Origin of the sequence: Propionicimonas sp., from assembly GCF_047606205.1 — a bacterium.
In the GTDB taxonomy this organism is placed as follows: domain Bacteria; phylum Actinomycetota; class Actinomycetes; order Propionibacteriales; family Propionibacteriaceae; genus Propionicimonas.
Map to the genome: position 1 here is coordinate 1 of NZ_JASGES010000018.1, position 26,913 is coordinate 26,913.

A 26,913-nucleotide genomic window follows, 5' to 3' on the forward strand; every position below is an offset into this window, starting at 1 on the left:
GCCGACGGGACGGACGCCGGGAGCAGCGCGGCGACCGAGAGGGCGGCCGCGGCCAGGCTCACCGCCCCGAGCAGTGCCGCGGCGCGGCGGCGTCCCCCCCGGCGCACCGATCAGTCCCGCGAGTACTGCGGCGAGGCGTCGATCGGGTCCGGCTCGAACTCCACCCCCTCGTAGGTGAGGACGCCGTCGAGCGACCGGAACTCCCAGTGGCCCGGCTCGCCGTCCACCACGAGCACCCCGGTGTTGCCGAAGTGGCCCTTGCCGAGTGCCTCGTCGAATCCCGGGACGCTCACGGTCGCCCAGGTGCGCAGGGCCGCACCGTGACTGACCACCATCGCGACGGCGTGCCCGGCCGCCGCCACCTCGCCGATCGCGGCGTCGAACCGGGCCATGAACTCGGTCGCGCTCTCGCCGCCGGGTACCCGCGCCGCAAGGTCGCCCTCACGCCAGGCGATCATCGTCCCGATGTAGCGGGTCGAGTCAGGGGACATCTCGTCGTCGCCCGCGGAGACCTCGCGCAGCCCGGGCAGGACCGTGAGCGGCAGGCCCCGCTCCCGGGCGAGCGGGGCGGCCGTCTGCTGCGTGCGCACGAGGTTGGAGGTGTACACCGCCTCGATCGGGTAGCCGGCGAGCCGCTCGATGAGGCCGGCAGCCTGCTCCCGGCCGGTCTCGTCCAGGTCCGCTCCGGGTGCGGCCGTGTCGAGCAGGAAGCCGACATTGGACGTGGTTCTACCGTGGCGGACAAGGATCAGGCGCATGCTTTCAGCGTAGCCGGAGGCGGTCGGCGGCCCCCGTCCCTGGACTCACCCGCGACGATCCACCCCGTCCCGCGTCCCCTGCTGCACCAATTCCCACCCCGGCGAGGAGGCTGTGGAAGTGGCCACGAAATGGTCCGGCCAACTGCTAGTTTCGAGGGTGGACTCAGCCACATCTCACTTCAGGAGCACATCGTGAGCCAGCCACCCGTCAAAGTCGCGGTCACCGGCGCCGCCGGCCAAATCTGCTACAGCCTTCTCTTCCGCATCGCCAGCGGAGCCCTGCTCGGGCCCGACCAGCCCGTCGAGCTCCGCCTGCTCGAGATCACCCCGGCCCTGAAGGCGCTCGAGGGCGTCGTGATGGAACTTGACGACTGCGCCTTCCCGCTGCTCAGCAAGGTCGAGATCGGCGACGACGCCACCAAGGTCTTCGACGGCGTGAACCTGGCCATGCTGGTCGGCGCCCGCCCGCGCACCGCGGGCATGGAGCGGGCAGACCTGCTCAGCGCCAACGGCGCCATCTTCACCGCGCAGGGCAAGGCCCTGAACGCGGTGGCCGCCGACGACATCAGGGTGCTGATCACCGGCAACCCGGCCAACACCAACGCGCTGATCGCGATGAGCAACGCCCCCGACATCCCGCACGAGCGCTTCAACGCGCTCACCCGGCTCGACCACAACCGGGCGATCACCCAGGTCGCGCAGAAGGCCGGCGTCCCGGTCACCTCGGTGAGCCACATGACCATCTGGGGCAACCACTCCGCCAGCCAGTACCCGGATCTGTTCCACGCCGAGGTCGAGGGGAAGAACGCCGCCGAGGTCATCGACGACCAGGCCTGGCTGGAGAACGACTTCATCCCGACCGTCGCCAAGCGCGGCGCGGCGATCATCGCAGCCCGCGGCTCCTCCTCGGCCGCCTCGGCCGCCAACGCGACCGTCGAGCACATGCACGACTGGGTGCTCGGCTCGGCCGAGGGCGACTGGGTGTCCATGTCGGTGCCCTCCGACGGGTCCTACGGTGTGCCCGAGGGCCTCATCTCCTCCTTCCCCTGCGTGGTCAGGGACGGGGCGTACGAGATCGTCCAGGGCCTCGAGCTCAACGATTTCAGCCGCGCGAAGATCGACGCCTCGGTGGCGGAACTGATCGAGGAGCGGGACGCGGTGAAAGAACTCGGCCTGATCTGATCCGGGGCAACCCCACAGGGGGTGAGGTTTCCCACTGAACACGGTGGGCAACCTCACCCCCTGTGGGCTCCCGGGGGGTGTCCCCCGCACCGGAACCAGCCCCCACGGGGTCCCGTTCCGGTGCGGGGCCGCGCCCTGTCGGAGTCGGTGTCCGGCCGGTAGAATCGCCTCTCGTACACCCGCCCGGCGTGCCGGGCCGGGAGCCCCCCGCAGAGGAGTCACCGGATGGGCCGCTTGCGCCGCGGCGGTATCGCGCTGTGGGCTGCCCTGGTACTGGTCGCCGTCGGCGGTGTGACACCCACCACCGTGACGCCCCCGACCGGCGCGGGGGCCACCGGGTCGTCGACCACCGGGGACGACGCCGCGAGCACCATCGTGCCTGGTCGCTATCTCGTCCAGGTGGAGTCGTCCGACCGGGCCCGAGTGCTGAGTGCGATCACGCGCTCCGGTGCCACCGTCGACGCCTCCTACGACGAGATCTGGTCCGGGTTCAGCGTGACCGCCACCGACGACCAGTTCGCCCGCATCCAGGCCGCAGCCGGGGTGAAGGCGACCTACCCGGTGTACCGCGTCCGCCTCGACCCCGAACCGCTGAGCGAGGACGAGACCGCCACCGACCCCGGCGGCACGGCGTCCCCCGAATCCACCGATCCCGCGACCGAGTCACCGGCCGGCGACGAGACCGACCCGCCGACCGATGCGACGCCGACGGCGAGCGCTCCCGTGCTGGCCGCCCGGAGCCTCGAGGCGCCCTATCTGACCACGACGGTGCTGGACGTCATCGACGACGACGCGGACTGGGACCGGTCCACCTTCCGTTTCACCGATGCGGCGGCGACGGCGGACGGCACCTCCCTGACCGTCCCCGGGCGCGGCACCTTCACGGTGGACACCGACGGCACCGTCTCCTTCACCTCGGCGGCGGCGTGGGCCGGAACGATGGACCCGGTCGGCTACGCGATCACGCACTCCCAGCAGGTGACCGCCACCGGAGAACTCACGGTGACGGTCGTCGCACCGGCACCTCCGGCCGCCGACCCCGTCACCGTCTCGGGGGTAGCCGGATCCGACGTGGTGATCCCGGTCATGGAGAGCGTCCGTGCGGGTGGCCACGCCACGCCGCAGCCGGCAAGCCTGCAGGTGCAGGATCCGGATGGCGAGTGGTCGGCGACGGTGCACACCGGCTCCGGGGTGTGGACGGCGGCCGACGGGGTGGTCACCTTCAGCCCCGCCGACGGCTTCACCGGAACCGCCACCGCGCGGTACCGGGTCGCCGACGAACTCGGACAGACGGCGGACGCCAACCTGAGGGTCACCATCCACCCCGTCGCCACCGACCGCACCGCGTCGACGCCGTATCTCACGCCGGTCACCGTGGCGCTGCTCGACGACCAGACCGGGGCGGGCGTGGCCCTGGACCCGGCCAGCCTCGAACTCGAGGACGGCGACGGCGCCTGGGTGACCACCCTGGACGTCGCCGGGGAGGGGACCTACACCGCCGACCCCGACACGGGCAGGGTCACGTTCGCGCCCGTGCGCGGCTTCCGCGGCGACGCCGCCGTCACATACCGCTTCGCCGACGACCTCGGCCAGACCACCACCGCGACGCTCCTGATCACCGTCGAGAGCCCGGCCGGACCCACCGCGCGCGACGACCACGCGGCAGCCGTCGCCGGGACGCCGGTTCGGCTGGACGTCCTCGACAACGACACCGCGGACGGCGACGCCCAGCTCCAGAAGGACAGCGTCTGCCTGATCGTCGAGGACAGCTGCGTCGGCACCGTCAGCGGCGCCGACGGGATCTGGACGGTCGGCGACCCCGACGACCCCGACGAGGCCGGAACCATCGAGTTCACCCCGACCGCCGACACCGCCGCGGTGGCCACGATCACCTACCAGGTGGCCGACGAGCTGGGCCAGACCGACACCGCCGGGGTCACGGTCGAGGTTCGCACACCGCCGCGCGCCACCGACGACGAGACCCACACGCCCTATCGGACGGCCGTCACGGTGGACGTGCTGGCCAACGACACCCCCGGGGCGGACGCCTCCGGTGCCGGGGAACCCGATCCGACGTCGGTGCGGTTGTCCAACGGCGACCGCGAACTGACCACCAGCGCGGGCCGCTACACGGTGGCGGAGGACTCGGGACGGATCACCTTCACTCCTGCCGCGGGCTTCTCCGGCCCGGCGCGCACGCACTACGAGATGGCCGACCAGTTCGGCAACACGGACGAGGCGACGCTCCTGGTCACCGTGGGCAAGGGGCCGCTGGCCACGCCGGACACCGCGTCGACCGCGCAGAACGTGAACGTCGCCCTCAGCCCCGCCGCCAACGACAGCGCCGGCGACGACGGCGCGGGCGAGGACGGCACCATCGACGCGACCAGCGTGCGCTTCACGTCCGCGGACGCGACGGCGGGCGGCACCAGCCTGGTGGTCGCAGGCGAGGGTGCGTACGCGGTCGCCGACGACGGGACCGTCACGTTCGACCCCGAACCGACCTTCTCCGGAACCGGCACTCCGGTGGGCTACTCGGTCAGCGACAGCTTCGGCAACACCGCCGAGTCCACGATCACGATCAGCGTCGAGGCGATCACCCCGACCGCCGTCGACGACAGCGCGACCACTCCGGCCGCGACGCAGGTCACCCTCGACGTCCTCGGCAACGACTCCGCAGGGGCGGCGTCCGCCCCGATCGACCCGGCCAGTGTCGAGTTCACCTCGTCCGAGGCGACCGAGGGACACAAGCTTCTGGTGGTCGCAGGGGAGGGGACCTGGCGGGTCAACCCCGAGGGCACCGTGACCTTCACCCCCGCGGCGGGAGCCACCGGCACCGTGCACACCGGGTACCGGGTGCGCGACACCAACCAGACGGCGGCCTCGGCGACCATCACCGTCACCATCGGCTCGCTTCCGCAGGCCGTCGCCGATTCGGCAACCACCACGCAGAACGTGACCCTCACCCTCGACCCGCTGGCCAACGACCGCCCCGGCGACGACGGGAACGGCACCACCGGCACACTGATCCCCTCCAGTGTCGTGTTCACCGCTGCCGCCGCGACGCTCGACGGCACCCGGCTGGTCGTGGCGGGTGAGGGCGTCTGGACGCTCAGCGACGGCATCGTGACCTTCGATCCGGAGCCGGCCTTCACCGGCAGGACCACGCCGGTCGACTATGCGGTCACCGACAGCTACGGCAATGCGGCGACGGCGTCCATCACCGTGTCGGTCACCCCGGTCGTACCGACGGCGGTCGACGACTCGGGCCACGGCGCGGCCCGCCACGCCGTGACGGTCTCACCCCTGGCCAACGATGCGCCCGGTGACCCCAGCGCCGCCCTGGTCACGACCTCGCTCCTGCTCACCGATCCCGACGCGACGGACAGCGGGCACGCCCTCACCACCTCGGCCGGCACCTGGCGGGTCGACCCCACGAGCGCCACCGTTTCCTTCACGCCGACCAGCGGCTTCACGGGCGCGACCAGCACCGCCTACCGGGTATCGGATGCCAACGGCACCATCGCCTCGGCGAGGATCACCGTCACCATCGGGGCCTTTCCCCGAGCCGCCGACGACGCCGCGTCGACCCTGCAGAACACCCCCGTCGTGGTGAGCCCGCTCGGCAACGACCTGGGCGGCGACGACGGCACGGGCAATGCCAGCAGCGGCCGGCTCGACCCGGCCACGCTGGCCTTCCCGGCGTCCGGCGGAACGACCCTCACCACTGCTGCCGGCACCTGGACGGCGAACCCGACCGCGGGCACGGTGAGGTTCGCCCCCGTCGCCACGTTCACCGGCACGACCAGCGCCACCTACGCGATCTCGGACATCTTCGGCAACGGCGCGACCGCGACGATCTCGATCACGGTGGCCGCCGTGGTGCCCAGGGCCGTTCCCGACACCGGGCACGGGCCGGCGCGGCACAGCGTCACCGTGTCCCCGCTGGCCAACGACCTGCCGGGCAACGTCGCCGCTCCGCTGGACCCGACCACGGTGACGCTCACCGGCACCGGCGCGGCGGCGAACGGGAAGAGCCTCACCACCACGGCCGGCACCTGGACGGTCACGACCGCCGGCCTGGTCGGCTTCTCCCCCGCCGCAGGCTTCACCGGCACCACGGCCACCACCTATCGCGTCCTGGACAGCAACGGCACCACCACGGCTTCGGCGACGATCACGGTCAGCATCGGCGCGCTGACCAGCATCGGCGGGTCCGGGTTGTCGGTGACGACACCGCAGAACGTGACCGTGAGCCTCGCCCCCCTCCCGGCCGTCACCGTCGGCGACGACGGCGCCGGGGTCAAGGGCTCGGTGCCCGCGAGCTCGGTGCTCCTCACCGGATCGGGAATCATGGATTCCGGGCGGACCAGGGTGGTGCAGAACGAGGGGACCTGGCGGGTCAACGCCTCGACGGGTGCGGTCAGCTTCGACCCGGAATCGGCCTTCACCGGAACCGCCGCCACCGGTTTCCAGGTCACCGACAGCTTCGGCAACACGGTCGCCGCCTCCCTGCGGGTGGTGGTCACGCCGATCACGCCATCGCTCGGCGCCGACACCGCCAACACCCCGGCCAACCACGCGGTGACCTTCAACCCGCTGGCGAACGACAGTGCCGGGGCGGCGACGGCGCCGCTGCGGAGCGCCAGTCTCACGCTGCTGTCCAGCGATACCGCGGCGGGCGCCTGGACGGTGAACGGGGACGGTACCGTCACCTTCACCCCCGCCACGGGCGTGACCGGCACCGCGACCGCGCGCTACCGGGTCCTGGATGCGAACAACACCGCCGCGGAGGCGGCGATCACGGTGCAGGTCGGCGCACTGCCCCAGGCGAAGGAGGACCCGGCCACCACCCGGCAGGACGGTGCCCCGGTGACGATCCGTCCGCTGGCCAACGACACGGCCGGCGACAACGGTGCCGGGGTGCGTCCCGCCTTCGCCGCCTCCTCGCTGGTCCTCACCGACTCCTCCGCCGCCCGCGACGGCAAGAGCCTCTCCGCGTCCGCCTACGCCTGGCGGGTCGGCACCGACAATGTCGTGACCTTCACCGCGAACTGGCGGTTCACGGGCACAGCCACCGCTCACTACCGGGTCACCGACGCCTACGGCAACACCGCCTCCGCCACGATCACCGTCACCGTCGAGGCGGCCGCGGACCTGACGTCGACGACCGAGACCCGGCTGTCCGCGATCGGCGCCCTCGACTCGGGCAGGGACGGCTCCGGCATCAAGGTCGCGATCGTCGACTCGGGGGTCGACTACGACCATCCCGACCTGGGCGGGACGACCGGCGCGAGCTTCCCGACCAGCCGGGTGACCAAGGGTTACGACTATGTCGACAAGGACTCCACGCCGATGGACTGCTACGGCCACGGCACCAAGGTGGCCGGCATCGTGGGGGCGGACGGGAACCCGAGGCAGGGCGGCGCCTACGGCGTGGCCCCCCAGGTGACGCTCGGCGCCTACCGGGTCTTCGACTGCAGCGGGAACACGACCTCCGACCTGATCATCGCGGCGATGGAACAGGCCGCGAAGGACGGCATGAACGTGATCAACCTCTCCCTGGGCTCGTCCTCGGCGAGCTGGCCCGACGACGCGTTGGGCCAGGCCGCGGCGAACCTGGTCAAGAAGGGCGTGGTCGTGGTCGCGGCGGTGGGCAACTCCGGCAGCAGCGGGCTGTTCACCGCGGGCACCCCTGCCGTCGCTCCGGGAGTCATCTCGCTGGCGGCGGGCAACGCGAGCAACACCGGCATCGAGTCGTACAGCGCGATGGGCCTGGCCGCGGACCTCAGCCTGAGCCCCACGCTGACCGCGCCGGGCAGCAGCGTCCACACCACCGCGATGAACGACGCCTACTCCGACCCCACCGGCACCTCGATGGCCGCCCCCGAGGTCGCCGGAGCGGTGGCCCAGCTCCTGCAGGCCCGGCGCTGGACGACGCCCGGCTCCGGCGTTCCCGCCAAGGTGGCCGCCCTGCTCTACGGCAGCGCCTCGCAGCTGGCCGCCACCGCGACCGCCGTCAAGGGCAGGCCCGAGGGTGTCTTCCGGCAGGGCGCGGGGCTCGTTCAGGTGGACGCCGCTCTCGACGCGGCCGTCACCGCCTCCCCGTCCGTGCTCAAGCTCGGGGAGGGGACCACGGACAAGGTGAGCCTCACCCTCAGCAACACCGGGGGAACCGCTCGGACCTTCGCGGTGTCCGCGGTCACCGGCGCCAGCGCGGCAGCCAGCACCGGGAGCAGGACCGACGTCGGCAACAAGACCCCCGACTGGGCCTACGCCGCGGTCGGGTTCAAGGCGAGCCCTTCGAGCGTCACCGTACCCGCCGGAGGGACGGCCAAGGTCACCGTGACGATCACCGCGCCCAGCAAGATCCTCAAGGGCAGGAACGGCATGCTCTACGGGGGCTGGGTGCAGTTCACCGCCAAGGCTGCCCCGACCGTCTCCGTCCCCTTCGCCGGCGTCCGCGGCGACTACCAGAAGGTCCGGCTCCTGCCCTCCTCGCCGCGCAGCTTCACCGACGCCAGCAGCGGACTGGTGTACTCCTACAAGCTGCCTGCGCTGGCGTACCGGACCGCGAGCGGGGGCCTCCAGCCGACCTACTCAGGGACGCGCACCTTCCACGTCGCCGCGACCAACGGCCAGCCGTCGGTGATGTTCCACCTCGACTACCCCGCCAGTGCGATTCGGGTGAAAGCCACCAACCAGAAGACGAAGAAGTCCTACTACGCCGTCCTCAGTGGAACCTCGACCCAGATCGGCAAGCTGGGCCGCGACGACGGCTTCACCTCCATCCCGTTCTACGGCGCGTACAAGAACTCCAAGGGCAAGGTCGTCGCGGTCCCGGCCGGGACGTACAAGCTGCAGCTGCGCGTCCTGGCGCCGCTGGGGAGTTCCTCGAAGAGTTCGCACTGGCAGACCTACACCACCCGTGCCTTCAAGCTGACCTGGAGCTGACCCGTCCGCTCGCGACACGCCAGTGAGCAGCCAGGGGTTGTGGTGAGGCCCGCCGGGTACAAGACTCTCGCTCAGCGCCTCCGCGCTTCTTGACCCCAGGCCCCCCACCCGGGGTGTCCCGATCGACGTACAGGAGAGAGCATGCGCGTCCGCCCCCATCGAACGGTCTGGTGCGGCCTGGCCGCCGGAGCGACCCTCACCGCACTGTTCGCCACCAGCCTCACCCTCCCCGCCAGCGCCGGGCCGGTCGACCGGGACCGCGAGGCCCTCGCGGCCCGCAAGGCGGTCGATCCCACGGCCGCCTCGATCCCCGACACCTGGCTGGTACAGGTGTCCGGCTCGCCCTCGCTGCGGGGCGGCTCGCGCAGCACGGCCAAGGCACGACAGGCCAGCGTCCAGGCCGCAGCCAAGGACAGCGGTGTCTCGATGAAGGTCCTGAACAGCTACACCCGGGTGTGGAACGGCTTCTCGGCGAAGGTGAGCCAGGCCGAGGTCGGGAAGCTGCGCTCGCTGCCCGGCGTGACGAAGATCTACCCCGTCTACAGCGTGAAGCTGCCCGACACGAAGGCCGAGCCCGACCTGGCCTACTCCGTCCCCACGATCGGCGCCGACGTCGCGCGGGTCGAGGGCTATGACGGCGAGGGGATCAAGGTCGGTGTCATCGACACCGGCATCGACTACAACCATCCCGATCTCGGCGGGTCCGGCACCGAGGGCAACAATGCCGACTTCGGCGCCAACGCACCGCGGGTCAAGTACGGCTACGACTTCGTCGGTGACGACTACGACGCCGACACCGACGGCTCCGAGCCCGTTCCCGACAACTACCCCGACGACTGCAACGGTCACGGCACCCACGTCGCCGGCATCATCGGCGCCAACGGCGACGTGGCCAACGGCGGGGTCGTGGGCGTCGCCCCGGCGGTCACCTTCGGCGCCTACCGCGTCTTCGGCTGCGACGGCTCGGCCGACACCGAGGTGATCCTCGCTGCGATGGACCGCGCGGCGGCCGACGGGATGGACGTGGTCAACATGTCGCTGGGCGAGTCCTTCGCCAGCTGGCCCGACTATCCCGATGCCGCGGCAGCCGACGCCCTGCGCCTGGCCGGGACGATCGTCGTGGCCGCCGCGGGCAACGACGGCACCGACGGACTGTTCGCCGCCGGCAGCCCCGGGGTGGGCAGGAGCGTCATCTCCGTGGCGTCGGTGGAGAACACGAACCAGACACTCAACTACTTCACCGTCTCCCCGACTCCCGGGAGCTCCGACGGCACGGTCGGCTACATCCCCGCAGAAGGGGCACAGGTCACCCCCCAGTCCGGATCCGGCACGCTGGCTCTCGGAACCCTCGCCGACGCAACCACGGAGAACCTCGACGGATGCGAACCGTTCTCCGGCCTGACCGGGAAGATCGTCCTGATCCAGCGGGGCACCTGCACCTTCGCGCAGAAGGCGGCGAACGCCCAGGCCGCGGGGGCTGTCGGGGCGGTCATCTACAACAACACCACCGGGCTGCTCTCCCCGACCGTCGCGGGAGACACCGAGATCACCATCCCGGTCGTGTTCATCTCCGAGAGCGACGGGACCGCGATCCACGACCAGCTGGCCGGCTCCACCGCGACCACCCTCACCTGGTCGGACCAGACCGAGGTCGTCCCCAACGATGTCGCCGGAGCGATCTCCGACTTCAGCTCGTTCGGTCCGGCTGCCGACCTGAGCGCCGTCCCTGACGTCGCCGCCCCCGGCGGCAACATCTGGTCGACCTACCCGCTGGAACTCAACGGTCACGCCAACCTCTCCGGCACCTCGATGGCCACGCCGCACGTCGCCGGCTCGGTGGCGCTGCTGCTCCAGGCCGATCCCCGCCTCAAGGGCGACGTGACCGACGTCCGGGCTGCGCTGCAGAACACCTCCACCCCGATCGACAAGCTCTTCGCCTACGGTTCGGAAGTCATCGACGGCTACTACGAGCCGACCGTCCGGCAGGGCTCGGGTCTCATCCACGTCGACAAGGCGATCGCCGCGCTCTCCAGCACCACGGTGAGCCCCGGCGAGATCGACCTGGGCGACAACCGCAGTTCGTACACGAAGACGAAGCTGAAGATCACCAACAGCGGCACCACCACCGAGAAGTACAAGCTGTCCGTGGTCAACGCCGCGAACGTGGGCGCCGCACCGACGACCTACTGGTACGACTACAAGTTCAAGAAGGTCGGCTCGAAGCTGTCGGCCAGCACGATCACCGTGAAGCCCGGCAGGACGGTGACGGTGACCGTGTCGCTCAAGCAGCCCAAGCTCGGCACCGGCTGGTTGTACGGCGGCTGGATCACGCTGACGAAGTCGGACAAGTCCAAGCAACTCGTCGTGCCGTTCACCGGCATGGCCGGCGACTACCAGAAGGTGAAGACGCTCCAGGACATCTGGGACCTCAACAGCGCCGGCACCGGTCTCGAGGCCGTGTACGACCTTCCGGCACTGGCCACGTCCGACGACCTCGACACGATCGTGAGCTCGACGGATCCGAAGGCCACCTTCGGCCTGAGCGACGACTCCGACATGCCCTACGTCCTGTTCCACTTCGACTATCCGGTCAGTGACGCCTACTTCAACGTCTACAAGGCGACGTCGAAGGGCAAGAAGGGTTCCGAGGTGTTCAAGGGGCACAAGACCTTCCTCGAGACCGGTGAGCTGGGACGCGACAACGCGTACTACTCGGTGGCCTTCGACGGGAAGATCCCCTTCAATGCCACCACCTCCGCAGGGCTCACGGTTCCCGACGGCGACTACGTCATCGAACTGCGCGTCCTGAAAGCACGCGGCAGCGCCAAGAAGTCTGGCGACTGGGAGACCTGGACGTCACCGGCGTTCACCATCCATCGCACGAACGGCTGAGGGTTCCGGTCGTCGGGCTTCCAGCGGAGCACTCCCGCCGGAAGCTCGACGGGCCGGGCCCGAGCCATCCTGCAGCGCTGGCGGGACGATCCAACTTACGGTTCCGTAGGTGTAGGTAGTAGGCTGGCGCGTGGTCTCCTCCACACCAGAAAGCGATCAGCCAATGACGCCTGTCGGCCGTCCCGCCACCCCTGCCACCCAGACGGTTCGCGCGGCCCGCGACTTCCTGCTCGCCCACGGCACCGACTACGCGGGCGCGGTCGAGGGGTTCGCCTGGCCCGAGCTGGACGAGTTCAACTTCGCCACCGAATGGTTCGACGTCGTCGCCGGCGAGCATCCGGACCGCTCCGCGGTCACGATCGTGTCCGCCGACCTGACCGCCCGCTCGTGGACCTACGGCGAACTGTCCCAGCGCTCCGACCAGGTCGCGCGCTGGCTGCGCGGCCTGGGCGTCGGCGCCGGCGACCACGTGATCGTGATGCTGAACAACACCATCGAGCTGTGGGAGCTCCTGCTGGCCCTGCTCAAGATCCGGGCGGTGGCGATCCCCACGTCCACCCTGCTCTCGGCCGCCGACCTTGCCTACCGGGTCGAGTACGGCCGGGCCGGCGTCGTGGTCGCGCCCACCGCGCTGAGGGCGCGGCTCGAGGACCTGCCCCGATCGGTGCTGCGGATCGGTGTCGGCGAGGACACCCCGTCCGGCTGGATCAACATGACCGAGTCGGCCAAGGCGCCCGCTGCCTACACTCCGAGCCGGCCGACCAGGGCCTCCGAGTTGAGCCTGCTGTACTTCACCTCGGGGACGACCGCGCGTCCCAAGCTGGTCGCGCACACCCAGGTCTCCTACCCCGTCGGCCACCTGTCCACGATGTGGTGGCTGGGGGTGCGTCCCGGCGACGTGCACCTGAACATCTCTTCGCCCGGCTGGGGCAAGCACGCGTGGAGCAACTTCTTCTCCCCCTTCCTCGCCCAGGCCACGGTGTTCGTGTTCAACTACGAGCGCTTCGACCCGACCGCGCTGATGAGGGTCATGGACACCTACGACGTCACCACGTTCTGCGCCCCGCCCACCGTGTGGCGCATGCTCATCCAGGCCGACCTGACCCAGCTCACCAAGCCGCCGCGAGAACTCCTCGGCGCCGGCGAGCCGCTCAACCCCGAGGTGATCACGCAGGTCCGCAGCGCCTGGGGTGCGACGATCAGGGACGGCTTCGGGCAGACCGAGATGACCTGCTGCATCGGCAACTCCCCCGGCCAGGTCGTCAAGGACGGATCGATGGGACGCCCCCTGCCCGGCTACCCCGTCGCGCTGCTCGACCCGGTGTCCGGGCAACCCGGATCCGAGGAGGGCGAGATCTGCCTGGATCTGTCCCGGCCGATCCTCGGCCTGATGGCGGGCTACCACAACGACGCGGAGATGACCGCGGAGGCGTGCCGGGACGGCTTCTACCACACCGGCGACATCGCGTCCCGGGATGCCGACGGGTACCTGACCTACGTGGGACGTGCGGACGACGTGTTCAAGGCCTCGGACTACAAGATCTCCCCGTTCGAGCTGGAGTCGATCCTGCTGGAGCACCCCTACGTCACCGAGGTGGCGATCGTGCCCAGCCCGGACCCGTTGCGGGCCGCGGTGCCGAAAGCCTTCATCTGCCTCGTGCAGGACGCGGTCGCCCGCCCCCAGGAGGCGGCCGCCGAGATCTTCGCCCACGCCCGCGAGCGGCTGAGCGCCTACCAGCGCGTCCGGATCGTCGAGTTCGTCACCGAGCTGCCCAAGACGATCTCCGGAAAGATCCGCCGCGTCGAGCTCCGCGAACGGGAGGCCGACCGCGTCGCCCACGCCCGGGCCGAGGGCCAGTTCCTCGACCGCGACTTCCGCTGACCGCCCGGCTGGTCGACCCTCCGAAACCACCCTGGACCGAGTGGACCGAATTGGGGACGGTTCCTCACTCGGTCCAGCTGTCCTGGTGGACCGAGTAAGGAACCGTCCCCAATTCGGTCCGGCCACGGACGGCGTCAGCGGCTCGGCGGGATCCACCAGGCCAGGATCGTGATACCGATGCCGACGCCGAGCAGGACGATCGAGTCCAAGGCCCGGTTGCGGACGGCGAGCAGGCCGACCCGCTGCTGGGGCATCAGCCGGAGCAGGCCGCCCAGGGTGATCGAGAGCCCGACGAGCGTGCTGCCCGCTCGCCAGTGGCTCAGGAACACCACCGCGAGGCCGATCGCGACCCCGGCCAGCACCGTGGCCAGCGGCCACTGACCCGCGATCTGCTGCCACCACGTCTTCGGGGGGCGTTCATCGGGCACGCCGGTCACCGGGAGAGTTCCTCTGCACGGTCGACGACGTTCGAGAGCAGCATCGCGCGGGTCATCGGCCCCACCCCGCCGGGGTTCGGCGCCACCCAGGCCGCCTTGCCGAACACCTCGGGCGCCACGTCGCCGGCGAGCCGGCCGTCCACCCGGCTGACGCCGACGTCCAGCACCACCGCGCCCTCGCGGACGAGGTCGGCGCCGATGATCCCCGGCACCCCGGCCGCCGCGACCACGATGTCGGCCGCGCGGGTGTGCGCGGGCAGGTCGCGGGTGCCGGTGTGGCACAGCGTCACCGTGCAGTTCTCGCTGCGCCGGGTCAGGATCAGACCCAGCGGACGTCCCACCGTGATGCCACGCCCGACCACGCAGACCTCGGCGCCGGCCAGCGGGATGTCGTGGCGGCGCAGGAGCTCCACGATCCCGCGCGGCGTGCAGGGCAGCGGCCCGGGCTCGTTCAGGACCAGCTTCCCCAGGCTGGTCGGGTGCAGCCCGTCGGCGTCCTTGTCGGGGTCGATGAGCGCCAGCATCGCGTTCTCGTCGAGGTGCCGCGGCAGCGGCAGTTGCACGATGTATCCCGTGCATTCCGGCGCGGCGTTCAGCTCGGCGATCGCCCCGGCCACCGTTGCGGTGGACGCGTCCGCAGGCAGGTCCACCCGGAGGGACTCGATGCCGACCTCCGCGCAGTCGCGGTGCTTCATCGCCACGTAGCTGCGGCTGCCCGGGTCGTCGCCGACCAGCACGGTACCCAGCCCGGGACGGACGCCCTGCCCGGCGAGCGCCCGGACGCGCACGGTGAGCTCGCCCTTGATCGCGGCGGCGACGGCCCTGCCGTCCAGGATCTGCGCAGTCATCGGGTCCCTCAGTGGAAGAAGTGACGGGTGCCGGTGAGGTACATGGTGACACCGGCGGCACTCGCCGCGTCGATGGTCTCCTGGTCCCGCACCGAGCCACCGGGCTGGACGATCGCCTTCACCCCGGCCTCGATCAGGATCGCCGGCCCGTCGTTGAACGGGAAGAACGCGTCGGACGCCGCCACCGAGCCCGCCGCCCGCTCCCCGGCCCGCTCGACGGCCAGCCGACACGAGTCGACCCGGTTCACCTGGCCCATGCCGACACCCACGGACGCGCCGTCGCGGGCGAGCAGGATCGCGTTCGACTTCACCGCCCGGCACGCCCGCCAGGCGAACTCGAGGTCGGCCAGGGTGGCCGCGTCCGCGGGGTCGCCGCAGACCAGTCGCCAGTTCTCCGGATCGTCGCCGGGGGCGTCGATCCGGTCGGGGGCCTGCAGCAGCGCGCCGCCGGAGATCGGGTGCAGCTGGCGCCCACGGTGCGTGTACGGCACAGCCTTCAGCAGCCGGACGTTCTTCTTGCGGGTGAGCACCTCCAGGGCCCCGTCCTCGTAGCCGGGAGCGATCACCACCTCGGTGAAGATCCCGGCGATCTGGGTCGCCGCCTCCACACTGATCGGACGGTTCGTCGCGATCACGCCGCCGAACGCGGAGACCGGGTCGCACGCGTGGGCCTTCCGGTGCGCCTCGGCCACGTCCGCCCCCACCGCGATTCCACACGGGTTGGCGTGCTTGATGATCGCGACCGCCGGCTCGGCGAAGTCGTAGGCGGCCCGGTAGGCGGCGTCGCCGTCGGTGTAGTTGTTGTAGCTCATCTCCTTGCCGTGCAGCTGCTCGGCCTGCGTGATCCCCGCCGGCCCCGCGGGGTAGGAGTACAACGCCGCAGCCTGGTGAGAGTTCTCGCCGTAACGCAGCGTGCCGATCTTGGCCCAGGCGCCGCCGATCCAGGCAGGGAAGCCGTCCCCGCCGGAGGAGTCGGTCAGCACCGAGCCCATCCAGCTCGCCACCGCCACGTCGTAGGTCGCGGTGTGGACGAACGCCGCCGCGGCCAGCGCCTGCCGCTGAGCGAGCGTGAAACCGCCCGCGGCCAGCGCCTCGACCAGGGCCGGGTACTGGTCGGGGGAGGTGATGATCGCCACCGATGGGTGGTTCTTCGCCGCGGCCCGCACCATCGACGGGCCGCCGATGTCGATCTGCTCCACGCACTCGTCCTGGCTCGCCCCGGACGCGACCGTCTGCGTGAACGGGTACAGGTTGGAGACCACCAGGTCGAACGGCGCGACGCCGAGTTCGGCCAGCTGGGTCCGGTGGGACTCCAGCCGGCGGTCGGCGAGGATCCCGGCGTGGATGTGCGGGTGCAGCGTCTTCACCCGTCCGTCCAGGCACTCGGGGAAGCCGGTCACCTGCTCGACCGGCGTCACCGGCAGTCCGGCCCCGGCCAGGGTGGACGCGGTCGAGCCGGTCGAGACGATCTCGACGCCGGCACCGACGAGGGCGCGGCCGAGCTCGACCAGCCCGGTCTTGTCGTAGGTGGACACCAGGGCGCGGCGGATCGGCAACAGGTCGGTCATCTGTCTCCTCGGCTGAGTCGGTTGACGGTGTCGACGAGCAGCGTCCGCTCGACGACCTTGATGCGTTCGTGCAGGGTCGCCTCGTTGTCGCCGGGCTGCACGCGGACCGGCTCCTGGGCGATGATCGCGCCGGAGTCGACGCCCGAGTCCACGGCGAACACGGTCGCTCCGGTGATCTTCACGCCGGCGGCCAGGGCCTCCCGCACAGCGTGCATGCCGGGGAAGGCCGGCAGCAGGGCGGGATGGGTGTTGATCATGCACCCGCCGAACCGGTCGAGGAAGGCCGGCCCGACCAGCTTCATGAATCCGGCGCTGACGACCAGGTCGGGGGCGTGCGCACTCACCAACGCGGTCAGGGCCGCGTCCCACAGCGCCCGGTCCGCACCGTTCGCCAGGGGGTGCACGAAGGTGGGGACGCCCGCTCGCTCGGCGCGGGCGAGACCCTCGATCCCCGGACGGTCGGAGCCGACCGCCACAACCCGTGCGTCGAGGTCGCCGGAAGCGGACGCGTCCAGGAGTGCCTGGAGGAGGGTGCCGGAGCCCGAGACGAGGACCACCAGGCGCATCGGCATGCCCCGACCCTATCTAAGGATCCACCGATCATGTCCCGGCCGGACGCGGCTGATCGGGGGCCCAGCCGGGAGGGCGGGACGGCGGCCGGGCTCAGGACGCGGGCAGCCGCCGGCGGACCAGCCAGGCGACCAGCCCGGCCAGGACTGCGCTGAGCAGCAGCAACGGCACGCCGATGAGCAACGACTCCCACAGCCGCGGGCCGAGGTCCACCAACCGCAGGCTGCCCAGAGCCCCCCGGCTCGCCGCGGCCCAGCCGAGGAACCCGATCCCGACCAGCAGGCCGGCGGCGGCGGCGGAACCGAGCGTCCCCTGCCCGCCACGACGTGCCCCACGAGCGGCGACGACCCCGGCGACCGCCCCGGCGGCCACCCCGGCGGAGAGCCAGGCCAGCATCCAGGCGTCGGCCACGCCCGCGGTGGGCAGCGCCCCGAACAAGGGGATCGAGGGCAGCATGCCCAGCTGGGTGCCCGACAGCGAGACGAGCGACCCGGTGCCGACGGTGAAGCCTGCTCCCAGCAGCCACGACAGCGCCCAGCCGAGGGCGGTCGGGAGGTACGCGAGCGTGACCAGCGCCCACACGAAGACGCCGCCCGCGTCGAACCCGACCGCCTGCTCGAGCGTGGAGATCCCTGCCTCGCCGGCCACGACGGCGACGGCGAGGGCGAGGCTCGAGACCACGACGAGGCCCAGCCCCCCTGCGGCCGCTCCCCGCAACCCTCCGCGCAGCCAGGCCGGCCAGCTCGCCCAGGGCCGGTAGCCCGACGCACGGTACGCGCCGATCCCCCCGCCGAGGACGCTGACCGCGAACGCGCCCCACGCAGGCCGCCACACCAGCGCCGGCCCCTCGAAGCCCCACGCGAGCGCCGCGGCGACGAGGGTGTAGCCGATCGCGACCTGCGCGACCGAACCTGCGACCAGCACCAGGTTCTCCCGTGGGCCCACCTCGCCGGTGCGAGCGAGGCGTCCCTGCCGGTAGGCGAAACGCCCGACCGGCATGCAGAGCAGGACGAACGCGACGGTCAGCCCGAGCGGCACCAGGCTCACCCCGACATCGCCGATGACCAGGACGCCCCCGTGGGCCAGCAGCCACACCTGCGCGGCAAAGCCCAGGACGGTCGGGAGCGCGATCGCGATGGCGCTCAGCCAGGCCACGAGCACCACCCCCGCGACGAGGACCACCCCGGCGAGCGCGGCCAGCGCGCCGCCTCCGACGGCGGCCACCGGCCATGGCAGCAGCGGCGGACCCTCGGGTGCGCCGGCCAGCCGGACCGTCCGCGTGGAGGAAGTGGTCAGCCTGAGCCGCTCGGAATCGCGGAACCTGGGCATGCGCATGGTGCATCCATGCTCGCGCAGGCGCGCCGCTCCCGTCGGCGGGACACGCCCGCCGTCGCTACACTGGCCGCGTCATCAACGCGTCGAGCGACAAGGGAATGCCGTGGCAGATGAGGGTTCGTCCACGCCCCGCAGGGCGCTCGGGCCGCTCCCCGAGGAGCCGGACGCTCCGACCGGCGGCCGCTTCGGTCGTGCCTTCTCCCCCGACGAGCCCTCCCCGCTGACCAGCACCGCGCGGTTGCGACGCCTCGCCGCCAGCCCGGCGAGCCCGGCCAGCCCGCCCGACCCCCTCGACGTCCGGGGCACCACCCCGGTGCCGCCGCCCGCACCGGTGCTGCCCGAACCCGAGTCGTCGCTTCCCGCCTCGGCGGGGCGCCGGTTCTCCGCCAGCGCAGAGCCCTCCGAGTTCATCTCCGCCGCGCCCCGACGCTCGGCGGTCAGTGTCTCTTCGCCGCCGTCGCCCGCCGAGGCGTTCCTCCCCCGGACGACGCGGCGGTCCACCCCCGCGGTTGTGACGAACCCGCCCGCGTTCACCCCGTCGCCGTTCGCCCCGAGCCCCGCAGCCGGCAGCCCGCTGGCCCCGCCGGGCGGCACGAGCGCCGTCGGGTCCTATCCCCGTTCGGTCCCGACCGCGCCGACCGCGCCCGCGACCGGCCCGACACCGTTCGGCGCACCGGGCGGCTCCGTCCCTGCTGCCGGGTCGCCGGTCGTGGCCGCCCCGGTCCCCGCGTCCGCACCGAGCCCCACGGACACCGCGGAGGCCCCGCTGAGCCGCCGCGGCCAGAAGGCGTTGGCCAGGGCCGAGGCACGGTCGGCCGCGCAGGCGAGGAAGGCCGACGAAGCCGCCGCCGCGGAAGCGAGGAAAGCCGAGGCCGCCGCCGCAGCCGAGGCGAGGAAGGCGGAGGCGGCGGCGAGGAAGGCCGAGGCGAAGGCCCGGCGCTCCGGCAAGAACGACCCCGCCGGCGCTGTCCCCACACCGGTCCTGTCCGAGCCCATCCCGGCGGCGGAGACCGCTGCCGTGGCCACGGCGCGGCCCGCGGTCGAGGAGCAGCGCACGCGCACGGCGCGCCCCGCCGTGATCATCATCGCCGCCGTGGCCGCCGTGGTCCTGCTCGTGGCCGCGGGCGTGTGGGTGCTCACCCTGCGCTCCGGTGCGTCGTCGGGCGACCCGACCAACCCGAACACCTCCTCCGCCCTCGATCCGCTGGTCACCGCCGCAGACCTGGGCACGATCGGCGACGTGACGTGGGTCGAGGCGACCGGCACCGCCGACGCCGTCACGCCGACCTGTCTGCCCGACACCGCCTCGGGGCTGCCCTCGCCGACCCGCTCGACCTCGCGCAGGACTCCGGTCGCGGGCTCCGACGTGGACGGCCTGCTCCAGGTCGTCGACACCTACGCCGACGAGGCGGCCGCGAGTCAGGCCTACGATCTGAGGCTCGCCCAGGCGGGCACGTGCTCGAACGACGCCGCGTGGCTCACCGGAGCCAGCGCGGTGACCGGCCTGGCCGACTCGGCCGAGGCCGTGAAGCTCGTCGTACAGGACGAGACGAACGTGTTCCACACCCTCCTGATCAGCCGTACCGGCCGATCGGTGAGTCTGGTCGACCTGGCCACGACGAACAACGCGGTGAACGCGCTCGATCTCGCCACCGTCGTGGGCAAGGCGCTGAGCCGCCAGTGCGGCGGCGACCTGGGCACCTGCCCGGCCAGCATCGAGGCCACCACCCAGGCACCGCCGGCGGGCGAACCGAAGGGCTGGCTGGTCGAGGCCGACCTGCCCCGGATCACCCTTGGCACCGGGCGCTGGGGAGCGATCGACCCGTTCACCACGCTGACGATCGCGGGCAGCCAGTGCGAGGGAATCAACCTGGAGACCGTCTCCGGCACCACGTCGGTCGGGCAGCGCACGCTGCTGCTGGCCGAGGACGCGAAGGCGCCCCAGGGATTCGGCGTCGACATGGTCGTCTACACCTTCGGCGCCGACGACGACGCCTCCGCGCTCTCGGCCAAGCTGGCCAAGAACATCGCCGGCTGTGCCGACCGTGCCCCGACCGCGACCGTGAAGGTCGGACCCACCGCCAAGGGAACAGGCGCGAACGACACCGAGGTCAGTGGCTCGACCTACCTGGTCACGCAGAAGACCGCCACCACCACGGTGGTGTACCGCGTGGCCGTGATCACCGCCGGCACCAAGGTGGTCTACCTGCTCGCCAACCCCTCCACCGATTACGACTTCAGCGACAGCCAGTGGAAGGCCATCACGCTCCGCGCCGGCCAGCGGGCCACGCAGTCCTGACCGTCCGGCCCGAACGACCAGGCCCGCGGCTCAGGCGAGGCTGCGGATGACCTCGCGCATCAGCGACGCGGTCTCGCTCGGGGTCCGTCCGACCTGGACGCCGGCCGCCTCCATGGCGGCCTTCTTGGCCTTGGCCGTGCCGACCGAGCCGGTCACGATGGCGCCGGCGTGACCCATCGTCTTGCCCACCGGCGCGGTGAAGCCCGCCACGTAGCCCACCACCGGCTTGCTGACCTGCTCGGCGATGTAGGCGGCCGCCCGCTCCTCCGCGTCCCCGCCGATCTCGCCGATCATCACGATCGCATCCGTGTCGGGGTCGGCCTCGAACGCGGCCAGGGCGTCGATGTGCGTGCTTCCGTTGACGGGGTCGCCACCGATGCCGACGGCGGTCGAGAAGCCGATGTCCCGCAGCTCGAACATCATCTGGTAGGTCAGCGTGCCCGACTTCGACACCAGCCCGATCCGGCCGGGGCCCGAGATGGTGGGCGGGATGATCCCGACGTTCGACTTCCCGGGGCTGATCAGGCCGGGACAGTTGGGGCCGATCAGCCGGGTGTGGCCCGACTGGCTCGCGTAGTCGACGAACTCGGCGGTGTCCTTCACCGGGACGCCCTCCGTGATCACCACGGTGAGGTCGAGGGCTGCGTCCACCGCGTCGATCACGGCCTGCCGGGTGAAGGCTGCCGGCACGAACACGACGGAGGTGTTGGCGCCGGTGGCCTCCTTCGCCTCGGCGACGGTGTTGAACACCGGCACCGGCTCCTCCTCGAACGTGACCGACTGGCCGCCCTTGCCCGGGGTGACGCCGGCGACGATGCGGGTCCCGGCCCCGATCATCCGCTGCGTGTGCTTGCGCCCCTCGGAGCCGGTCATCCCCTGGACGATGACGGTGGAACGCTGGTCCAACCAGATCGACATGTGCGCTGATCTCCTATTCGGCCGCGGCGGCCAGCTCGGCGGCCCTGCGGGCCGCATCGTCCATGGTCTGGAGCACCTCGACGAGCGGGTGCGCCGCCTCGGCCAGCATGTGGCGGCCGATCTCGACCGCGTTGCCGTCGAGCCGCACCACGATCGGCTTGGTGGCCCGGTCGCCGAGCATGGCGAGGGCGTCGATGATGCCCTTGGCGACCTCCGAGCAGGCCGTGATGCCACCGAAGACGTTCACGAACACGGATTTCACCTGTGTGTCGGAGAGGATGATGTCCAGGCCGTTCGCCATCACCTGCGCGGACGCGCCCCCGCCGATGTCGAGGAAGTTCGCCGGCTTCGGCTGGCCCGGCAGGTCCGCGCCGGCGGCGGCCACCACGTCCAGTGTGCTCATCACCAGCCCGGCGCCGTTGCCGATGATGCCCACCGACCCGTCCAGCTTCACGTAGTTGAGGTTCTTGGAGCGCGCCTCGACCTCGAGTGGGTCGTCGGACGACTCGTCAGCGTAGCCTGCCCACTCCGGGTGCCGGAACGCGGAGTTCGCGTCCAGGCTGACCTTTCCGTCCAGCGCGACGATGCGGCCCTCGCCCGTCTTCACCAGCGGATTGACCTCGACCAGCGTCGCGTCGTTGGCCCGGTACACCTCGCCGAGCAGCACGAGGACCCGCGCGATCTCGGTCCGGTCGGCCTCCTCGAAGCCCGCGGCGGCGACGATCTCCTCCGCCTTCGACTGGTCGAGGCCGACAATCGGGTCGACCGCGATTCGCGCCAACGCTTCGGGACGCTCCACGGCGAGCGTCTCGATGTCCATGCCGCCTTCCCTGGAGCACATGGCGAGGTAGCTGCGGGACGAGCGGTCCAGCAGCAGCGAGAAGTAGTACTCCTCGGCGATGTCGGCGCCTTCGGCGACCATCACGGTGTCGACCGTGTGCCCGTTGATGTCCATCCCGAGGATCTCGGAGGCCCGATCGGCCGCCTCCTGCGGCGACCGGGCGAGCTTCACGCCGCCTGCCTTGCCCCGTCCACCGGTCTTCACCTGGGCCTTCACCACCACGACGGGCGTGCCGAGCTGCTCGGCTGCGGCGCCGGCCTCCTCGGGCGTGCGCGCGGTGATGCCGCGCAGCACGGGGACGCCGTGCGCCTCGAACAGATCCCGCGCCTGGTACTCGAACAGATCCACTCCGACTCCGTTCCATCATTCGTTCTGGCTCGGCCAGCTGATGCGGTGCAGAGCCTAGCTCGACCCTTGCTCACCGCGCATGCGAGCGAAGCCGGATCCGGGACGGCCGACGCCTCATACCCAGTTTCCGACAGATTCTGAGAAACAGCCTAAGAAATGCTAAGGTGGCTCTCGCTCGGCCGGGCCGGGCACATGGCGTACTCAAGAGTGGCTACGGGGAACCAAGTGAACAGACTGCGACTGCGAGCTGACAAGCCGCGTCGGGCGCTCCCTCCGGAGCTGGTGGCCGACGGCGCCGCAGCCGCTCCCACCGGGTCGCGTCGTCGCAACATCGTCAAGCGGGCAGCCACCGTGGTCGTGGTCTCAGGAATCGCCATCGCCGGCGTCTCGGCCTTCACCGCCTCCTCCACCGGCGGAGCGGGGATCGCCTTCGCGGCGCAGGGCCTCGCGATCTCCAGCATCCCCGCCGTCCAGGCCGCCAGCGCCACCAGCTCGGCCACCTCGATCTACGATCTTGCCGCCGCCCGGTCCGCGCAGTTGGCCGAGGCCGGCGACACGATCTCCGACAGCCAGCAGAGCGCGGCAGCCGATGCCCGCAGCAGCGCCCTCGACGGCGAGGCCGCGCTGATCACCAAGGAGATCGACCGGCTGGAGAATCTGCCCAAGTTCATCTGGCCCACCGCAGGCACGGTGAGTTCTCCGTTCGGGATGCGGATGCACCCGATCCTGCACTACCTGCGCATGCACGACGGCGACGACATCGGCGGCAAGTGCGGCCAGCCGATCTACGCCGCCCAGTCCGGCGTGGTCGTGAAGGCCGAGATGGGCTACAACGGCGGCTCGGGCAACAACGTCTGGATCGAGCACGGCAAGATCGACGGCATTGACGTGCAGAGCGGCTACCTCCACATGGAGAAGTACATCGTGAAGGTCGGCGAGAAGCTCGATCAGGGCGACGTCGTCGGGTACGTGGGCAGCACGGGAATGTCCACCGCATGCCACCTGCACTTCTCGATCAAGCGCAACGGCGTCGAGTCCGACCCGATGACCTACATCGGGTGGAACTCCGAGGCCAAGAAGAAGGGCAACGGCCACGGCGAGTGAGCCGCCGCTCACCGACCCACCCCGCCTCCCCACGGACCCCGCCCGCGATCCTGCGGCCCGCCGCAGCGATACCGGGCGGCGACCCCGAAGTGGGGCCTCCCGCAGGGTCTGCGGCTACAGCTTCTCCATCGGCGCGTGCTTGAGCGAGAGCCGCTTGACCCCCACCGATCCGAAGTCGACGTCCGCCTTCGCCCCCTCGCCCGCTCCTGAGGTCGCGATCACCGTGCCCATGCCGAAGACGGTGTGCAGCACGCGGTCCCCCACGTCCACGGACGGGACCGTCCGGATCGGTGGCCGCGACCCGAAACTCAGCGTGGCGCGCCGGGACTGGTCGGTGCGCGCCGCGGCGGAAGAGGCGTAGGTCGTGCGAGCGGCGGCGAGCCGGCGCCAGTCGATCAGGTGCGCGGGGATCTCCTCGGTGAACCGGCTCGCCGGGTTGTACTGGGGTGAGCCCCACTGCGAGCGGACGGTCGCGCGGGTCAGGTAGAGCCGCTGTCGTGCCCTGGTGATGCCGACGTAGGCGAGCCGGCGCTCCTCCTCCAGCTCGTGCTTGTCGGTCATCGCGCGCTGGTGCGGGAAGATCCCGTCCTCGAAGCCGGTGAGGAAGACCGTGTTGAACTCCAGTCCCTTGGCTGTGTGCAGCGTCATCAGCGTGACCACGCCGGCCGCGTCCGGGTCGTTGTCGGGGATCTGGTCGGAGTCGGCGACCAGCGCGATCCGCTCCAGGAACGCCGGCAGCGAGTCGTCGGGCTCCGGGGCGCCCGCGGACAACTCGCCCTCGTCCTCGGGGACGTCCACCGCGTGCGCCGCCGCGACGAACTCCCCGGCCACGCTGACCAGCTCGACCAGGTTCTCCAACCTGCTCTCGTCCTGCGGGTCGGTGGAGGTGCTGAGTTCGCCGAGATAGCCCGAGTCCTTCAGGATGCCGGCCAGGATCTCGTCCGCGGGAACCCCCTCGGTGACCTTCGCGCGGTAGCCGGCCAGCAGGGACGCGAACGCCTGCACCTGGTTGAGCGAGCGGGTGGCCAGCCCCGGCGCGTCCGCGGCCCGGTTCAGCGCCGCCCCGAAGGAGATCTGCTCGGACGCGGCGAATGCCTCGAGCATCGCCTCCGCACGGTCGCCGATGCCACGCCGGGGCACGTTCAGCACCCGGCGCACCGACACGTCGTCGTCGATGTTCGCGATGGCCCGCAGGTAGGCGATCGCGTCGCGGACCTCCCTGCGCTCGTAGAAGCGGACGCCGCCGACCACCCGGTAGGGCATGCCGACCCGGATGAACACCTCCTCGAACGCACGGGACTGCGCATTGGTGCGGTAGAACACCGCCACCTCCCCCGGCTTCGCTTTCGCCTCGTCGGTGAGCCGGTCGATCTCCTCGGCGACGAACTGGGCCTCGTCGTGCTCGGTGTCGGCGACGTAGCCGACCAGGAGGTCGCCGTCGCCCGCGTCCGACCACAGCCGCTTCTCCGGGCGTCCGGGGTTGCGGGTGATCACGGCGTTCGCCGCGTTCAGGATGTTCTGGGTGGAGCGGTAGTTCTGCTCGAGCACGATCGTGGTGGCGCCGGGGAAGTCGGTCTCGAAGTCGAGGATGTTGCGGATCGTCGCACCCCGGAACGCGTAGATCGACTGGTCGGAGTCGCCGACGACCATCAGCTCGGGAGGCTCGACCTCCGGCGCGTCCCCCGGCGCGGCGGGGTGGACGCCACACAGCTCACGGACCAGTGCGTACTGGGCGTGGTTGGTGTCCTGGTACTCATCGACCAGGACGTGGCGGAACCGGCGCCGGTACTGCTCGCGCAGGTCGGGGAAGGCCTGCAGCAGGTGCACGGTGGTCATGATCAGGTCGTCGAAGTCGAGCGCGTTGGCCGCCTTCAGCCGACGCTGGTACTCGGCGTAGGCATCGGCGTAGGTCTCCTCGGCGGTCCCCTCCTGCGCCCTGCTGCGGGCGGACTCGTGGTCGACGAGTTCGTTCTTGCAGTTGGACACCCAGTTCATCACCGCGCGGACTCCGAACCGCTTCGGGTCGAGGTCGAGGTCGCGCAGCACCAGCGTCATCAGCCGCTTGCTGTCGGTGTCGTCGTAGATCGAGAAGTTCCGGCCCATCCCGAAGCGGGAGACGTCGGCGCGCAGGATCCGCACGCAGGCCGAGTGGAAGGTCGAGACCCACATCAGCCTCGCCCGGTTGCCAACCAGGTCCACCACCCGGTGCCGCATCTCGGCCGCGGCCTTGTTGGTGAAGGTGATGGCAAGGATCGATCCCGGGTGGACGTGCCGCTGGCTGACCAGATGGGCGATCCGGCGGGTCAGGACGCGGGTCTTGCCCGACCCGGCGCCGGCGACCACGAGGACCGGACTGCCGGCGTGCACGACCGCCGCCCGCTGCGGAGGGTTGAGGTCGGCGAGCAGTTCCTCCTCGGTGATCCGGTGCCGGCGCTGCGCCGGTTCGGCCGGACCCCCGGACTCCGTGGGCGCAGCCGGAGCCGGGGTGGTGAACAGGTCGGGGAACAACGTGTCAGACATGGCTGGACAAGACTAATGCGCCCTCGCCCGTTCGACCGCCCGGAACACCGCTCGCCGCCTGCCCTCCGGGATCGCTCAGGGTCGGGTGGTGGACCCTCCCCATGGGCCGGTGACGCCGGTGGCGGCTAGGTTCGGGGCATGGGTTTCATCGCATGGATTCTGATGGGGCTGATCGCCGGAGCGATCGCCAAGTCGATCATGAAGGAGAAGGGCGGCTGGCTGTCCAGCCTGCTCACGGGCCTGGTCGGCGGCCTCGTCGGCGGCTGGATCGGCAGCGCGCTGTTCGACCACGGCGTCACCGGCTTCTTCTCCCTGTGGTCCTGGCTGCTGGCGATCGGCGGTTCGGTCCTCGTCCTGTGGATCTACGGCCTGATCGTCAAGAAGCGCTGACCGCCGCGTCCGCTGCTTCTTTGCTCCCGAAAGGCGGCTTTGCTCCCCGAATTCAGGGAGCAAAGCC

Annotated in this window: 16 protein-coding genes; 7 read left to right on the forward strand and 9 right to left on the reverse strand. The window is 71.2% G+C overall.

Translation table 11 applies throughout. From position 1 onward, the window contains the following. Positions 1-110: 110 nt before the first annotated feature. A complete protein-coding gene (locus QM633_RS01120) occupies positions 111-758 on the reverse strand; it encodes a histidine phosphatase family protein (RefSeq protein WP_415151874.1) in 648 nt (215 codons plus the stop codon). A gap of 192 nt (positions 759-950) precedes the next feature. On the opposite strand from QM633_RS01120, the gene QM633_RS01125 reads away from it, so the two are divergent. The 4 genes from QM633_RS01125 to QM633_RS01140 all read left to right on the forward strand — a co-directional run bounded on the left by QM633_RS01125 (position 951) and on the right by QM633_RS01140 (position 13,668). Next, positions 951-1,940, forward strand: a complete 990-nt coding sequence (locus tag QM633_RS01125) for a malate dehydrogenase (protein ID WP_415151875.1) — start codon at positions 951-953, stop codon at positions 1,938-1,940. Between the two features lie 225 nt (positions 1,941-2,165). Next, a complete protein-coding gene (locus tag QM633_RS01130) occupies positions 2,166-8,894 on the forward strand; it encodes an Ig-like domain-containing protein (RefSeq protein ID WP_415151876.1) in 6,729 nt (2,242 codons plus the stop codon). Positions 8,895-9,035: 141 nt separating this feature from the next. After that, positions 9,036-11,786 (forward strand): S8 family serine peptidase, encoded by a 2,751-nt coding sequence (locus QM633_RS01135; protein ID WP_415151877.1) that lies wholly within the window; start codon positions 9,036-9,038, stop codon positions 11,784-11,786. A gap of 163 nt (positions 11,787-11,949) precedes the next feature. Further along, a complete protein-coding gene (locus QM633_RS01140; RefSeq protein WP_415151878.1) occupies positions 11,950-13,668 on the forward strand; it encodes an AMP-binding protein in 1,719 nt (572 codons plus the stop codon). Between the two features lie 134 nt (positions 13,669-13,802). On the opposite strand, the gene QM633_RS01145 is transcribed toward QM633_RS01140, so the two are convergent. The 5 genes from QM633_RS01145 to QM633_RS01165 all read right to left on the reverse strand — a co-directional run bounded on the left by QM633_RS01145 (position 13,803) and on the right by QM633_RS01165 (position 18,426). After that, complete coding sequence (locus QM633_RS01145; protein WP_415151879.1) at positions 13,803-14,096, reverse strand: DUF3017 domain-containing protein; 294 nt, start codon at positions 14,094-14,096, stop codon at positions 13,803-13,805. 5 nt (positions 14,097-14,101) lie between these two features. Continuing rightward, the gene (locus tag QM633_RS01150) at positions 14,102-14,953 is read right to left on the reverse strand and encodes a bifunctional methylenetetrahydrofolate dehydrogenase/methenyltetrahydrofolate cyclohydrolase (protein WP_415151880.1); all 852 of its coding nucleotides are present in this window, start codon (positions 14,951-14,953) and stop codon (positions 14,102-14,104) included. A gap of 8 nt (positions 14,954-14,961) precedes the next feature. Then, complete coding sequence (gene purH / locus QM633_RS01155; RefSeq protein ID WP_415151881.1) at positions 14,962-16,521, reverse strand: bifunctional phosphoribosylaminoimidazolecarboxamide formyltransferase/IMP cyclohydrolase; 1,560 nt, start codon at positions 16,519-16,521, stop codon at positions 14,962-14,964. Then, positions 16,518-17,093, reverse strand: coding sequence for a phosphoribosylglycinamide formyltransferase (gene purN / locus QM633_RS01160; protein WP_415151882.1), 576 nt, complete (start codon positions 17,091-17,093; stop codon positions 16,518-16,520). Before purN ends, purH begins: the two co-directional genes overlap by 4 nt. A 91-nt stretch (positions 17,094-17,184) precedes the next feature. Next, positions 17,185-18,426 (reverse strand): DUF6350 family protein, encoded by a 1,242-nt coding sequence (locus QM633_RS01165; protein WP_415151883.1) that lies wholly within the window; start codon positions 18,424-18,426, stop codon positions 17,185-17,187. Positions 18,427-18,529: 103 nt separating this feature from the next. On the opposite strand from QM633_RS01165, the gene QM633_RS01170 reads away from it, so the two are divergent. Then, positions 18,530-20,725: a hypothetical protein gene (locus QM633_RS01170; RefSeq protein WP_415151884.1), complete on the forward strand. Its 2,196-nt coding sequence runs from the start codon at positions 18,530-18,532 to the stop codon at positions 20,723-20,725. 30 nt (positions 20,726-20,755) lie between these two features. Here QM633_RS01170 and sucD read toward each other — a convergent pair whose 3' ends face one another. After that, entirely contained in the window at positions 20,756-21,643 is an 888-nt protein-coding gene (gene sucD / locus QM633_RS01175) for a succinate--CoA ligase subunit alpha (RefSeq protein WP_415151885.1), read from the reverse strand. Between the two features lie 13 nt (positions 21,644-21,656). Then, positions 21,657-22,832 carry an ADP-forming succinate--CoA ligase subunit beta gene (sucC, locus tag QM633_RS01180; protein ID WP_415151886.1) on the reverse strand — a complete coding sequence of 392 codons (1,176 nt, stop codon included), beginning with the start codon at positions 22,830-22,832 and terminating at the stop codon, positions 21,657-21,659. 225 nt (positions 22,833-23,057) lie between these two features. Between sucC and QM633_RS01185 the strand changes: the two genes are divergently transcribed. Next, complete coding sequence (locus QM633_RS01185) at positions 23,058-23,936, forward strand: M23 family metallopeptidase (protein WP_415151887.1); 879 nt, start codon at positions 23,058-23,060, stop codon at positions 23,934-23,936. A 114-nt stretch (positions 23,937-24,050) separates the two neighbouring features. Here the strand turns inward: QM633_RS01185 and pcrA are convergent, their stop codons facing one another. Then, the gene (gene pcrA / locus QM633_RS01190) at positions 24,051-26,456 is read right to left on the reverse strand and encodes a DNA helicase PcrA (protein WP_415151888.1); all 2,406 of its coding nucleotides are present in this window, start codon (positions 26,454-26,456) and stop codon (positions 24,051-24,053) included. Positions 26,457-26,594: 138 nt separating this feature from the next. Here pcrA and QM633_RS01195 point away from each other — a divergent pair, with 138 nt between their 5' ends. Then, positions 26,595-26,846, forward strand: coding sequence for a GlsB/YeaQ/YmgE family stress response membrane protein (locus QM633_RS01195; RefSeq protein ID WP_415151889.1), 252 nt, complete (start codon positions 26,595-26,597; stop codon positions 26,844-26,846). Positions 26,847-26,913: the final 67 nt, after the last annotated feature.